Genomic DNA, 12918 nt, shown 5'->3' on the forward strand with positions numbered 1-12918 from the left:
GCATAGCTTGAATTAGCCTTTGAACATCAATCTGACTGCTGCGATCAGCAAACATACGGATAGTATGCGGACGACGGCCAGTGCGGGGATTTTGGAAGCGACGCGGGCGCCGATCTGGCCGCCTGCTAGCGCTCCGATAGCCAGCCAAATGAATTTGTCCCACATGACGTGTCCCAGTACGGCATGGGAGACGGTTCCGACGAATGCGGACAGCAGGATCGAGAACATGGAAGTCGCGGTCGCGATATGCGGCGGGAAAGCCAGGAACAGAATCATGGTTGGCACCATGACCGATCCGCCGCCGATCCCGAACAGGCTGGACAAAAATCCGACGAAAAAGGCCACTACGGCCGCGAACGTCATATTAAACGAATACTCGTGCGTAATACCGGAAGCGTCGAGCAGACTGCGGCTAACGGTCGGTTTTAAAAATCCGTCTCGGCTTTTTTTCGGCTTAAAGTTGATCGAGATCGCCATGAGCACCAGGAAAATGCCGAGCGATACGAAAAACACCCGATTTTCCACCACGCCTGTCGTCCATGCGCCGAGAATCGAGCCCGGGATCATCGCGATCGCAAAAGCCAGGCCGCTCCGATAATCGATTCGTTTTTGCCCGGCATACGCGATCGTGCTGGAGATAGCGCTGACGAACAATACCGCCATCGACGTACCGGAGATATCGGATACCGGAATGACATACATCAGAGCCAAAACAGGAACCATGATAAAGCCGCCGCCAAGACCCGCAATCGCGCCGCATAACGAGGCCAGCATCCCGACGGCGATTAGAATAATAATTTCCATGAACAATCCTTTCCTTTATCGCTAAAATAGTGAACTTCCGCTTATTCTTTTTCCCCGTCCAGCGACTCTCCCAAACGGCGAATCAAATGATACGTGCAGCGAATCCCTTCCAAAAAGTCGGCAATGCCCGTGTTTTCGTTGGGCGAATGGTTGGCTTCGTCGTACGGCGCGTAAGGCACGATCACGGACGGCGCGCCGAGCACCGAAGTCCAGACGTAATCCGGCAGCGTGCCGCCCATCGCGGGCTGAACGACCGGTTCCAGCGCGCAGGCTTCCGTGACGGTCCGGATCACTTTGCGAATGATCGGCAGATCGATCGGCGTTTTGGACGGCGGCACGGACATGATGCGTTCAATACCGATGTCCGGCGCATGCTTTTTCACATGGCGTTCCAGCTTGGTATAGATGTCGAGCGGGTCCTGACCGGATACCAGCCGGACATCCAGATAAGCTTCGGCTACAGCCGGAATGATCCCTTTGTCCCGGCCTCCCGCATGCAGACCGAACACGTTGAACGTAGGCTCCAGCGAAAGGCGCCGGTAATACGTTTCTCCGTCCATCCGAATGCCGTCATGCCCGACCTGCCTTTTCAGATCGTCCAGATCAAACGGCAAACGCCTCAGCGCTTCCGCATCGGCTTCGCTCACCTGAGGGATGCCGTCATAGAACCCTTCCACCTGCACCTTACCGTCGTCGGATCGCATGCCATGCAGCAAAGAGACCAGAGGCCAGACCGGGTTCGGCACGATATTCCCTTTATTGCCGGAATGATTGTCCCAAGCCGCCCCTTTCGACGTCACACGCACCGACAAAGCGCCGCGAACACCCAGCAGGATCACAGGCGCACCGCTTGCATGTTTGGGACCGTCGGACGTATACACCAGATCGGCTTTCAGCAGTTCGCGATGGTTCGCAACGAAGTCCGCCAGCGAAGGACTGCCTGTTTCCTCCTCGCCTTCGATCAAGATTTTGAGGTTAATCGGTAGTCCGCCATGCAGCTTGAGATAACTTCGAACAGCCAAAATATGCGCCAAAAACTGTCCTTTGTTATCGCCTGCTCCGCGCGCATAAATTTTGCCATCCCGGATTTGGGGTTCGAACGGATCGGATGTCCACTCGCTCAGCGGATCGGGCGGCATCACGTCGTAATGTCCGTACAGCAGCACCGTCGGCGCATCGGTTGCTTGGCCGGAAGCCGCAATCTCTCCGTACACGATCGGATACGCGCCCGGGCGGTACACCGTGGTGCGAAAGCCTTCCTGTTCCAGCAGCAAACGTACCGCTTCCGCACATTCCTCCATGCCTTCGCCCGTATGGCTGATACTTTTTTGACGAAGCAGCTTTTGCAGCATTTCGATAAACTCGGCTTCGCCCTGCTCAATCTCGCCGTCAATCTCCGTAAAGTCATATGTAGTCAAAAAAGTTCCTCCTTTGCGCTATAGCGTCTATTTCCCCGTCTAAACCAATCGGTCTTCGAGTTGCTCCAACACCGCGCTCCACCAGCTTTCCCGGCGTTTGAGGCATTCAGGATCTTTTTGCTGTAAAAAGGTTTTTAGCGCTTGCAACTCTTGCCGGTCTTCCGCCTCCGAACGCGCCGCTTCGTCAGCCTTCGTTTTCGGTCGAATCTCTCCGCGGCGAAAAGCTTCCAGCTTCAACCGGGCCTGCTCCGCATTCCATATCGAAGGCTCGGGAGCTGACGGACGGCGCTGTTGAAACCGGCTATACCTAGACAAGCAATCCAGGAGTGATCCCAGATCAGTATTCACGAACACGTCTTTTTCACCACCGGGGCCGCAAGCTCGGATCTCGCCGCTGACTGATTCGATCACCAGATATTCCGACGTCCGTTCCCAGACATAAGCAATCGCAAAGCATCGGATACTTGGCTTATTCGATTCGGCCACCGCATATTGGAGATCATTCGCAAAACGGACACCCGCCGTATGCCCGATCTCCGCAGATTGCGGCAAACCCTCGCGAAGCAGGTTCAAAGCCGATTCGGGCAGCGTCGAATTTTCCAACTGATCCGGCGAAAAAAAGATACGTTCCGGCTTGGATTCACTCATGCGCATGTTCCTTTCTGTGCTTTCTTTCCAGTTTACCTCCCGTTCCAACGAGCAGCAAGGCATAAGACTTTCAAAAATCTTTTCCCTTCATACAAAAAAAGAACCCATCCAAAGATGAGTTCATGTTGTGCGATCCTATTCCGCCGCCCCGCAACATTTCTCAGTCCAGGAAGTGTTCCCCAAACCATCGGCGTGCCCCTTCCGCTTCCGTCCGCGTCAACTGGTGTCCAAAATGCTCCCAGTTCGCTTTTACCGTGGCGCCGGCGCCTTCCAACAGTTCAATCAATTCCTCCGTATTCGCAGCCGGTACCATACCGTCGTTACGGCCCGCACCTACAAACACCTGCACACCGTTCATATCCGGCAGTTTCAGCCCGCGCATCGGCACCATCGGGTGATGCAGCATCGCGCCTTTGAACGCCCCTTGAAAATGGAACATCAGGCTCGCCGCGATATTCGCCCCGTTGGAGTAGCCGAGCGCCACCAGATTCGAAGCATCAAATCCGTATTGCCCAGCCGCTTCGTTCAGGAAATCGCGGATCTCGTTTGTGCGGAAGACCAAGTCCTCCTCGTCAAATACCCCTTCGGCCAATCGACGGAAAAAACGCGCCATTCCGTTCTCGGATACATTGCCGCGAAGCGACAGAATCGAAGCGCCCGGCGCAACCATCTCGGCCAGCGGGATCAAGTCGCTCTCCGTACCGCCGGTTCCATGAAAAACAACCACCGTGGGCAAAGCGTCATTCGTACCTTTTTGGAAAATATGTTGCATAGGGATCGTCTCCTCTCAATGATCGATTTATACGTTTTTCGGATCTCTTACGGTAATCGGCAGTAAGCCTGCTTCGATTTGCGGACGTCGCTCTTCGTACCAAGCGGGCAGCATCAACTGTTCGCCCAATGCTTCCATTTCCTCGTCCACGGCGAAGCCCGGAGGATCGGTTGCGATCTCGAACAAAATTCCGCCTTCCTCCCGGAAGTATACCGCATGGAAATACTGACGGTCGATGACCGGAGTCGGTTGGAACCCGCCGCCGTGTACAACGCTGCGCCACATTTCATGTTCTTCGAAGTCTTTAGCGCGCCAAGCGATATGATGCACAGTTCCCGCACCGCCTGCGCCATGAGGAACAGCCGTCATCGGCAGGTCGATCAGATTGCCCAAATCGCCTGTTGCACGGAAGCGGGTAAAGCCTGCGAATTCGCCGACTTTTTCCATGCCCATAACCGATTCCAGGACAAAAGCCGTACGTTGCGGATTCACGCTGTACAATACCGCGCCGCCGAAGCCTTTGATCGCCATGTCTGCAGGAACGCCGGCGAACGACCAGGTCGATGCGGCGCCTTCCGTCCGTTCAACCAACTCAAGCTGCAAGCCTTCGTTGTCTTTGAATTGCAGATAATGTTCGCCGAAGCGATCAGCCTCGACGACCGAGATTCCGAAGCCGTCCAGACGCTCTTTCCAGAATGCCGAAGATCCTTGCGGAATGACGTAAGTGGTAAAACCGACCTGCCCGCCGCCAATCCGACCTCTGCGTGCTCCAGGGAAAGGGAAAAACGTAATAACGGTACCCGGCGCACCCTCTTCATTGCCAAAATACAGATGATATACATCAGGAGCGTCAAAGTTGATCGTTTTTTTCACCATGCGAAGTCCTAATACCCCTGCATAAAAATCGACGTTCGCTTGCGGATCTCCTGCGAAAGCGGTGATATGGTGGATGCCTGCGGTTTGCAAACTCATGATAATCTCTCCTTTTGATTCGTATGGTTTATTTTCAAATTTCTTAACTTCAAGATATTAGGCGTGAGACAAGACTTCTCTTTTCCGTAAAGCGAAACGCTATCCGCGTTCCGCCCCTTTGCCCAGCTTCTTAAGCAACATCGAAGCCATCTCGGTCTCCTCTTCGCTCAAGCCGCTCATAATTCGATGAACCTCTGCCGCATGCTCGGGGAAAATTGCATCAAACAACTCCCGGCCTTGATCCGTAATCTCTGCGTAGATCACGCGGCGATCGCTTGGGCTCGGTACCCTCCGCAGCAGCTCGCGCTTCTCCAGCTTGTCGATGTTATAGGTGACGCTACCGCTTGTGATCAGGATTTTCTCGCCGATCTGTTGAAGCGGAAAACGTCCTTTATTGTACAGCACCTCAAGGATGGTGAATTCGGACGGCGACAAGCCATGCCGCTTCATGTCTTTGACTGCTCGATCCATTACGTTCTTATAGGCTTTGGAGAGGACGACGAAAAGCTTGAGCGAAGCTGCTTCTTCGGCTGTCGATAATTCCTGTTGATTGGTCTGCACATTGTCTTCATTTTCCGTCATTTGAACTCACCTCCTTGATGGAATATTGTTTTGATTCAAATCTCTTGAATTAAAGATAAATCATTTTCCCAATGATGTCAAGAGGTCTTCACTTTCATTTTCAGAATAAAAAAAGCCCTTTTGACAAGGGCTTGGATACTGTTCGTTTGGAGCTTGAGGGCGGGCGCTGCGGGAGTAATTCGTTTGGATCTCTCGCCAGGAAGAACAAGTTCCAATGCGTTAAAAGCTTTTTAAAAAATTCTAAATATTCAGAAATTCTGGCGCAACTGAAACTGGAAGCGAGAAGACGGAGAGAGAAATTCAGTGAAAGACGCCTTTGAACTCGGAAAATTCCTTAGTTAAATCCAATCCATTTTCCGAGTGAGACAGCGGATTGTGAAGCATTTCGAAGAAATGCACTTCGGAAGCGTATGCTGGCAATTTCTCCCGCAGTCTTCTCGCTTCCCGCACCCACGTAACTTTCTCGGAAAAAGGTTAACGTCTTTTGCGCAAACTCTGAACAAGGTTGAAGACTTGTTTAGCGGTGGTGACTACGGCGGCGATGGTTCCGATGGTGCGCATGATTTTTCTCATGGTGTTTGGCCTCCTACTTGGGAAATGGGATGAGTCGAACGAGCCGACTTGCTATACTGCCATTTCCCCAAAGGGCGCGTGGGTGAAACGTTGGATCGACACGGAACGAATAAGCTTTTACTCGCTGCGCAAGGCGGCTACGGGATCTTTGCGGGAAGCGAATTTGGCCGGGATAAATCCGCCGAGCATGGTCAAGGCTACGCTCAGCACGACGAGTGCCAGCGCATGTAACGGATTGAGCACCGCTACGCCGGACAGGTCGGTCATCGACTTCAGGACGGCATTGATCGGGAGCGTCAATAGATACGCAATCGTGATGCCGAGAAGCCCGGATGCGGCTCCGATGATAAAAGTCTCGGCGTTGAATACGCGCGTGATGTCTTTTTTCCGTGCGCCCAACGCCCGAAGCACGCCGATTTCTTTGGTTCGCTCCAGCACCGAAATATAGGTGATGATGCCGATCATGATAAGGGATACGAATAAGGAGATGGATGCGAAAGCAATCAGGACGATCGTGATGCCGTTCATGATTCCGCTGGAAAGGCTGGTTACGGTCGCGGCAAGATCGGTGTAGACGACCTGATCCTCCGTTTCCTTGCCTGCGTTCCAATCATCCAGATAGGCGGTTAAATCCTCTTTGGCATTAAAGTCTTTTGGATACAGCGAGATGGATGCAGGTTGGGCAGAAGCGCCGAGTGCAGACAACGCTTGCTGCTGCGTGGTTGCATCTGCGGGATCAATCGCGCTGCTTGTCGAAGATCCCCCCATTCCCGGAGGCCCAAAGTTCATTCCCCCGAATGAGGAAAACAAGCTGGTCCGGCTGAAAGCTTGTCCACTCACTACATTCAAGGTTGGGCTGGACTTTTGAGCCTGAACGACGTCAGAGCTTTGCGCTTGCGCAATGAATTGCTCAGTCAATTCATCCGAATACGCGATCCCCGCATCCATGGTGGACATCGGCGAATCCTGCTTTTCCCGGATGATGCCTGACACGGTTAGCGTAATAGACTGCGGATCGTTGTAAATGCCGTTCAAATCCGATGCACCCGGACGTTCGAACAGACCGCTTCCCTTGCTTGGGTAAAACAGATTATTGGGAATCAGCTTAAAGGTCTGGCCGACGATCTCGCTAAAGTCGACAGATTCGGCATCGTAATCGAAGCCCAGTGCTTCCAAGGCGGCGGTATCGATCCGATTGTATTCGTCGACAACCATGACCAGCTCCGTAGGCTTGGAAGGAAATTCACCTTGGAGCAAATCGTAGACCTGCTCCAAGTAACTGCCGGATACGCTCGCAGGCTTGGACGGATAGGCGGTAAAGCCGGCTTCGGCTAAATCAACATCCGTTACGCTTCCGTCCGCTGCCTGCTTCAGTATATTCAGATTGGCCTCGCGCGCATAAGCGACCGCGTCGAGTAAGGCCGGATCGATCTGCTTCAAATAATCCAAATAAGCTTCGGTGATCGTATTGGCATGCAGCACCGTATTCAGCGTCGGATCGTAAGGGTAGACTTCGGGTTCCTGCGGAAATTCCGGAAGTTCGACCTCTGCCCCGCCGGGTGTGCCAGGCGGCGGCTCGGTGAAGTCGATATTCGCTGCGGTGCGGCTGATCGTAACCGGGAAATTCGACAAAGCACCGGACTCATACTTACTGATTTGCTTATCGAAGCCGTTGGAGAGCGACAAGATCAATGCAATCCCGATGATTCCGATACTGGACGCAAAAGCCGTTAACGCCGTACGCCATTTTTTCGTTGCGATATTGCGTCCCGAGAGCTTGAGCGCGGTCAGATAGCTCATCGCGGTCTTTTTCAACTTATATTCCGGCCAGGCTTCCACCTGTTCCAGCGGACGGCTATCCGAGACTACCCGACCGTCGCGGAACTGCACGATTCGGTCTGCGTAACGTTCAGCCAACTCGGGATTATGCGTAACCATAATGACCAGCTTATCTCCTGCAATCTCGCGAATAAGATCCATGATCTGGGCGCTCGTCCCCGTATCCAAAGCACCCGTCGGCTCGTCCGCGAGAATGATATCCGGGTCGTTGGCGAGCGCCCGGGCGATAGCGACGCGCTGCATCTGACCGCCCGAAAGCTGCCCCGGCTTTTTATGCATATGGTCTTTCAAGCCAACCCGTTCCAGGACCTCCTCCGCTTTGCGGCGACGTACCGATGCGTTGACACCGCTGAGCGTCATGCCCATCTCCACGTTGCCGACGATGCTCATATGGGAGATCAGATTATAACTTTGAAAAACAAAGCCGACACTGTTATTGCGATATGCGTCCCAGTCCCGGTCTTTGAAGCATTTGGTCGATTGCCCGTTGATGAACAGATCCCCTTCGCCGTAGCGATCCAAGCCCCCGATCAGATTGAGGCAGGTCGTTTTCCCCGAACCGCTTGGACCGAGTATGGCGACAAATTCACTTTTGCGAAACGACAAACTGACGCCATCGAGCGCCGTTTGCGTAAAGTCTCCAGTCGTGTACCTTTTGGAGATTTGTTGGAGTTGAAGCATGACAAATCATCCTTTCCCGATCCTGCATCCATTTTGGCAATCTCGTTAACATTACCCTTCGTTTCATCGTAGCATGTTCCAACGCGTCGAGCATCTCCCGCCTTTTTTCGGACAAATTTGCAACAAAAAAAGAGCTTCTGCAACAGAAGCTCGATCTACCCCGCCAAAACACCGCGATTGCGTCCTTCCTGCTTGGCCCGATACAGCGCGCGGTCCGTTTGTTCGACAAGCTCGCTTTCGGAAAAATGCGGATGCAATCCAATGCCGACAGACACGGTAATATGAATAATGCGTCCGTCCGGCAAAACGAAAGGCGTTTGCTCAATTAACGCACGCATCCTGTCAGCAGCTTCGACAGCCCGCCTCATATCGCAAGGACGCAAAATAACAGCAAATTCTTCGCCGCCTTTACGGGAGCCGCACCCCGTTTTGCGGACCGATTCGCGGATTAACTTGCCCAGTTGCTCCAGTACCGCGTCTCCAGCCGGATGGCCGTACGTATCGTTTACTTTTTTAAAATGATCGATATCCAACAGCAGAAGAGCGAAAGGACTTCCGGAAGCCGCAGCAAGTCGATATCTGGATTCGAATCCGCGTGAATTGTACAGTCCCGTGAGGAAATCGTGTTCTATGTCTTGCTTTAAAGCATCTTGAATCTCGCGCGTGGTACGTAAATAGCGCATCATATGGTAGGTAAATAAACAAGCGATCGCCTGAACCCCACTCAACAACAAGATCAGCGGAATTCCTGCCGTACCCAACCGATAAAGCAACAGCGCCAGAGCAAGCACCGTCGTGGACAGCGAAGCGAAGATCCAGATCCGCTTGAACGAATCTTTGATGCTGCGGATCCAAAAAGCGGGAGCGATCGTGGCAAACGTAAGCAGCGCCGCCAACAATCCGATCAACGAAGCCGAATTGATCGTTTCGGCAATCGCCAATCTTCCGATTCCGATAATGACGGATGCGAGCAGTGCTGCCAAAGGTCCTCCCACGCCCGCCGCCACCATGATCGATAGCTGCCGGAAATCCAGCAAAATGCCGTTGGGAAGCGCAAACGTGAACCACATCTGGACAATGCCGAATAAACCTAACCCTATTCCGCTCACCGCGTTGAGCATCCAGGGCTTCATCTTGAAGCGGGTACGCAGAAAGTTATGCGCCATGTCTCCAAAAAACAAAAACGTAGACAGCAAGCAGAAGTTGATAAAAAGGTCGCGAATCATCTTGTTTCCTCTCCTTGCACGGTTGCAAATAAAAGCTTTCTTTATTTATTAGTATCGGAAATCAAAAACGATTTATGAATGAATATCGACAAAGTTTACTCGTTTGGATTGAAACTTGCCAGTTTTCGTTTAATGGGACGTTAAGAGGACTTTCGATACTCCCAATATGTTAAAAATCACCATTCTTTTATTTCTTGACGACAAGGAGAATTGCCTATGCCGAACGTAGACACAACCCAATCTGCCCAAACCGCGCAATCGCTGACAAGCTATTCCAATGTTCTGTTAAAAAGCCAATTCGGCAAACCTGCGGATTCGATCGATATCGTGACCGACCCGCGCTGCTTCGTTTTTATTTACCGCGGTTTGACTGATGCGCATGATTCCCGATTGCCCGAAGATCCTGATGAACGATATGCGCATATCTACATTTTATTGAAACAGTTTATCTATCCGTCTTTGCGCCCCAAAATCGAAGCTGCTTCGAACCAAACCATTTCTTTTGCCTATATGGACTGGAAAATTCAAACGGATACCGCGATGATCGCCGTTTTTTTGCATCCCGAAATCGAAAAAGCCCACGAAGATCTGTACGCCGGCAAAGCCGATCTGCATCAGCATGTCGAAACCATCACCGAAAAAGTGCAAAACCCCCCGATCTCGATCGAGTCTTTCCGTATGGAAGGCGATTTGCTGTTGATCGTTCGAACCGGGCTGCTGATCAGTCTGGAAAAACGTCTTGTCAAAAAAGGATTCAACAATGAACTTCGTCTTGCCAAACGCGAGCTTGAACTTGAACGCTTCATCGAAGGATTGCCGATTAAAGAATTATTGGGTAAAAAAATGAAAAATGCTTTTCTGGATTGGGCTTTCGAAGATGACGTCAGCCTTTTGACTTTGGAACTCGAAGACGATCCGGACGAGGACGTCGATCAGTAGCAGCAGAAACGTTTTTGACGCTCAAGTGCCTCCGCAATCTTTTCTTTGGAAAAGATTGCGGAGGCACTTGTGCATGAATTGGAAATTTTATTTTTAGGCTTCTTCGCTTTCGTTGTAATGCGCCGCGCAAAACGCCGCGGTTTCTTCCAGTTCGTCATCCTCAAGATCGAACTCCAACACTTTTTGCGTGCCTCGCTCGATAATCTCATGCTTCACGATTTTCTTGTCTTCGCCGTTCACACCGTAGATAACGCGTAACAGCAATCCTTGCGGTGTGTACAACTCGTCTTCCTCGTCCACTTCGAATTCAAGCACGAACTCGTAGCGCTCTCCCTGCACGATGCCGAAAGCGTCGCGAATTTTTTCTACGGTATAGGCTGTAAATTCCATTATTCATTCTCCTTTGCGGCGCTGGCTGGCAGTAAGCTGCCTACTCGTTCGCGCACGTCCTGTTGATGTAGTGCTTCACCGAAAATATCGACGCGTCCGCGATCCCCGCTGGTACGGATCAGGCGGCCGATACCCTGGCGCAATCTCAGCAGCATGTATGGCATATCGACTTCGCCGAACGGATCGGCGGACTCCCGGCGTTTGGCAGCGAAGACCGGATCGTTTGGCGGGAAAGGAAGTTCCCAGACGACGACGTGATTGAGTGAATCGCCGGGTACGTCAAGCCCTTCCCAGAGGGTAACGGCACAAAGATTCACAAGCTTGCCGTTCTGGAATTCCGAGATCAGACGGCTGATTTCGGCATCGCCTTCGTACAACATCGGGAAGTCTGCGAACTCCAAACGCGAGTCGGCTTCGAAACGGAAAGCTTCCATCGATTCGCGAGACGGGAACAGCAGCAGCATGCCGCCTTCGCGGCGTTCCAAAGCACGAAGCACATAATCCGCCTTGAGCGCGATCGACGTTTCCGTACTCAAGCCGGCTTTCATGCTCTCCTCGTAATCATACGGCGAAGCAACGGAAAACGACTGGTACTCGCTGACTCCAAGGCTATCTGCGATATAATCGAACGACTCGTCGGCTGACAAGGTTGCGGAAGAGAAAATGATCGGCATCTTTTTCGAAAACACGCGTTCATTCAAAATCTCTTTCACCTTTTTCGGCATTAGCACAAGCGTCATATCGCCCTGGTCGTTCTGTGTCCAGCAGATCAGCTCGCGCGGGTTGGCGAACAGCATCAGTGCCGTCTGGATCATCTCCAGATGCTCTTCCACGATACGCAGTTGATATTCGTCGAGACTGAACATGCCGCTCTCGAACACAATCTCTTCTTCGATCGCGTCGATTGCCGAGCGGAACGCGTTGATCCTTTTCATCAGCTCGGCGGAAAGTTCAAGCTCGTTACGCTCGGATGCCGGAACCGGCGTGCTGTAGCGATGAAGCGACTCGAACAGATCATCGCTGCGCTCAATCGCGTGCTCGACGGATAACGCCAACGATTCGCGAACCTCGCCTTCCAGCAAACGCGTCACGATCGACTCGAACGCCGAATGCTTGAGCTTATACGTCAAAGCGCTTTGCGCGGCAGTCTCCAGCAGATGGCCTTCGTCGAACACGACCGAGCTATGCTCGGGCAGCAACGGAAGCTGGCCTTCGCGCTTACGCGCTTCATACGTCCAGACATGCTCCATATAAAAGTCATGCGAGCATACGATCAGGTCTGTGGCTTTGCGATAATGATCGCGCGACAGCGTCTGACCGCAGCGATGGCGACGCGGACAGATCAGGCAGTCCTGAAACACGTCCCAGCCGACTTTGTTCCACTGTTTGTCGTCCAATTCCGGGTAGTCTTTGCGGCTGCCGTACGGATAAAACGCTTGAAGCGTATCCGGGAAATGCACGAAAGGCGGCAGGTCCTCGTAAATGGTTTGGAACACTTCGTTTTCGCTGCCCGGTCCGCGTACTTCTTCGAGTTTATTCAAACACAAATATTGATCTTGCGATTTGCCGAGCCGCACGTCGATATTCAAATCCAGATGGCGGGCAATCTTGGCGATATCGCCTTCCGGCTTGACGAGCTGCTCGATCAGCGACTCGTCGGCGCAAGCGATCACGGCCGGTTTGCGGGTATAACGTGCGTATAGCGAAGCGTACAGCAGGTAGACGAGCGTCTTGCCTGTTCCTACTCCGGCTTCGGCAAAAATCGTTTTCTTTTCTTTATAAGCGCGCTCCAACTGGAACGCCATGAAAATCTGCTCGTCGCGCGTCTCAAAGCCGGCTTCGGGCAAAATATCGTAAAAGACGTCCGCGATCCAATCAGAAGCCTGGTCCAAAAAAGGGGCCGCGGGGTCGAACGTAAATGGATAAGTAGTGGTCAAAGCGGTGATAGCCTCCATTGATCTTGCGGATTTGGCGAGATTGTCAAACGGTTGCCAATCGGGCCACCCGTCATTATAACCGGAAACTGTCATTTTGGCGAGGGGGAAAGAAACTCTTCTTTTAAATCGGGGAGGAG

General features: G+C 52.4%; 11 protein-coding genes. 1 reads left to right on the forward strand and 10 read right to left on the reverse strand.

Going from position 1 to position 12918, the window contains the following annotated elements; translation table 11 throughout:
- Positions 1-12: 12 nt before the first annotated feature.
- The 8 genes from WKI47_RS24730 to WKI47_RS24765 all read right to left on the reverse strand — a co-directional run bounded on the left by WKI47_RS24730 (position 13) and on the right by WKI47_RS24765 (position 9515).
- The gene (locus WKI47_RS24730; RefSeq protein ID WP_340229877.1) at positions 13-804 is read right to left on the reverse strand and encodes a sulfite exporter TauE/SafE family protein; all 792 of its coding nucleotides are present in this window, start codon (positions 802-804) and stop codon (positions 13-15) included.
- Between the two features lie 41 nt (positions 805-845).
- A complete protein-coding gene (locus WKI47_RS24735; RefSeq protein WP_340229878.1) occupies positions 846-2222 on the reverse strand; it encodes a M20/M25/M40 family metallo-hydrolase in 1377 nt (458 codons plus the stop codon).
- A gap of 39 nt (positions 2223-2261) precedes the next feature.
- Positions 2262-2870 (reverse strand): SUKH-4 family immunity protein, encoded by a 609-nt coding sequence (locus WKI47_RS24740; RefSeq protein ID WP_340229879.1) that lies wholly within the window; start codon positions 2868-2870, stop codon positions 2262-2264.
- 160 nt (positions 2871-3030) lie between these two features.
- Positions 3031-3642 carry an alpha/beta hydrolase gene (locus WKI47_RS24745; RefSeq protein WP_340229880.1) on the reverse strand — a complete coding sequence of 204 codons (612 nt, stop codon included), beginning with the start codon at positions 3640-3642 and terminating at the stop codon, positions 3031-3033.
- Positions 3643-3669: 27 nt separating this feature from the next.
- Entirely contained in the window at positions 3670-4614 is a 945-nt protein-coding gene (locus tag WKI47_RS24750) for a ring-cleaving dioxygenase (protein WP_340229881.1), read from the reverse strand.
- Between the two features lie 99 nt (positions 4615-4713).
- Positions 4714-5196 (reverse strand): MarR family transcriptional regulator, encoded by a 483-nt coding sequence (locus WKI47_RS24755; protein WP_340229882.1) that lies wholly within the window; start codon positions 5194-5196, stop codon positions 4714-4716.
- Between the two features lie 690 nt (positions 5197-5886).
- The gene (locus WKI47_RS24760; RefSeq protein ID WP_340229883.1) at positions 5887-8289 is read right to left on the reverse strand and encodes an ABC transporter ATP-binding protein/permease; all 2403 of its coding nucleotides are present in this window, start codon (positions 8287-8289) and stop codon (positions 5887-5889) included.
- A gap of 155 nt (positions 8290-8444) precedes the next feature.
- A complete protein-coding gene (locus tag WKI47_RS24765) occupies positions 8445-9515 on the reverse strand; it encodes a diguanylate cyclase (protein ID WP_340229884.1) in 1071 nt (356 codons plus the stop codon).
- 216 nt (positions 9516-9731) lie between these two features.
- Between WKI47_RS24765 and WKI47_RS24770 the strand changes: the two genes are divergently transcribed.
- Complete coding sequence (locus WKI47_RS24770; RefSeq protein WP_340229885.1) at positions 9732-10454, forward strand: hypothetical protein; 723 nt, start codon at positions 9732-9734, stop codon at positions 10452-10454.
- 93 nt (positions 10455-10547) lie between these two features.
- Here the strand turns inward: WKI47_RS24770 and WKI47_RS24775 are convergent, their stop codons facing one another.
- Together WKI47_RS24775 and WKI47_RS24780 are read right to left on the reverse strand one after the other, a co-directional pair.
- Positions 10548-10844 carry a DUF6509 family protein gene (locus tag WKI47_RS24775; RefSeq protein ID WP_340229886.1) on the reverse strand — a complete coding sequence of 99 codons (297 nt, stop codon included), beginning with the start codon at positions 10842-10844 and terminating at the stop codon, positions 10548-10550.
- Positions 10844-12799: an ATP-dependent DNA helicase gene (locus tag WKI47_RS24780; protein ID WP_425355509.1), complete on the reverse strand. Its 1956-nt coding sequence runs from the start codon at positions 12797-12799 to the stop codon at positions 10844-10846. Before WKI47_RS24780 ends, WKI47_RS24775 begins: the two co-directional genes overlap by 1 nt.
- Between the last annotated feature and the right edge of the window lie 119 nt (positions 12800-12918).

Origin of the sequence: Saccharibacillus sacchari, assembly GCF_037722395.1 — a bacterium.
Taxonomy (GTDB): domain Bacteria; phylum Bacillota; class Bacilli; order Paenibacillales; family Paenibacillaceae; genus Saccharibacillus; species Saccharibacillus sacchari_A.

Bases quoted from the DNA above. Each gene is read 5' to 3' on its own strand.
- WKI47_RS24730 (WP_340229877.1), bottom strand. From the start codon at position 804: ATGGAAATTATTATTCTAATCGCCGTCGGGATGCTGGCCTCGTTATGC.
- WKI47_RS24740 (WP_340229879.1), bottom strand. From the start codon at position 2,870: ATGAGTGAATCCAAGCCGGAACGTATCTTTTTTTCGCCGGATCAGTTG.
- WKI47_RS24745 (WP_340229880.1), bottom strand. From the start codon at position 3,642: ATGCAACATATTTTCCAAAAAGGTACGAATGACGCTTTGCCCACGGTG.
- WKI47_RS24750 (WP_340229881.1), bottom strand. From the start codon at position 4,614: ATGAGTTTGCAAACCGCAGGCATCCACCATATCACCGCTTTCGCAGGA.
- WKI47_RS24755 (WP_340229882.1), bottom strand. From the start codon at position 5,196: ATGACGGAAAATGAAGACAATGTGCAGACCAATCAACAGGAATTATCG.
- WKI47_RS24760 (WP_340229883.1), bottom strand. From the start codon at position 8,289: ATGCTTCAACTCCAACAAATCTCCAAAAGGTACACGACTGGAGACTTT.
- WKI47_RS24765 (WP_340229884.1), bottom strand. From the start codon at position 9,515: ATGATTCGCGACCTTTTTATCAACTTCTGCTTGCTGTCTACGTTTTTG.
- WKI47_RS24770 (WP_340229885.1), top strand. From the start codon at position 9,732: ATGCCGAACGTAGACACAACCCAATCTGCCCAAACCGCGCAATCGCTG.
- WKI47_RS24775 (WP_340229886.1), bottom strand. From the start codon at position 10,844: ATGGAATTTACAGCCTATACCGTAGAAAAAATTCGCGACGCTTTCGGC.
- WKI47_RS24780 (WP_425355509.1), bottom strand. From the start codon at position 12,799: ATGGAGGCTATCACCGCTTTGACCACTACTTATCCATTTACGTTCGAC.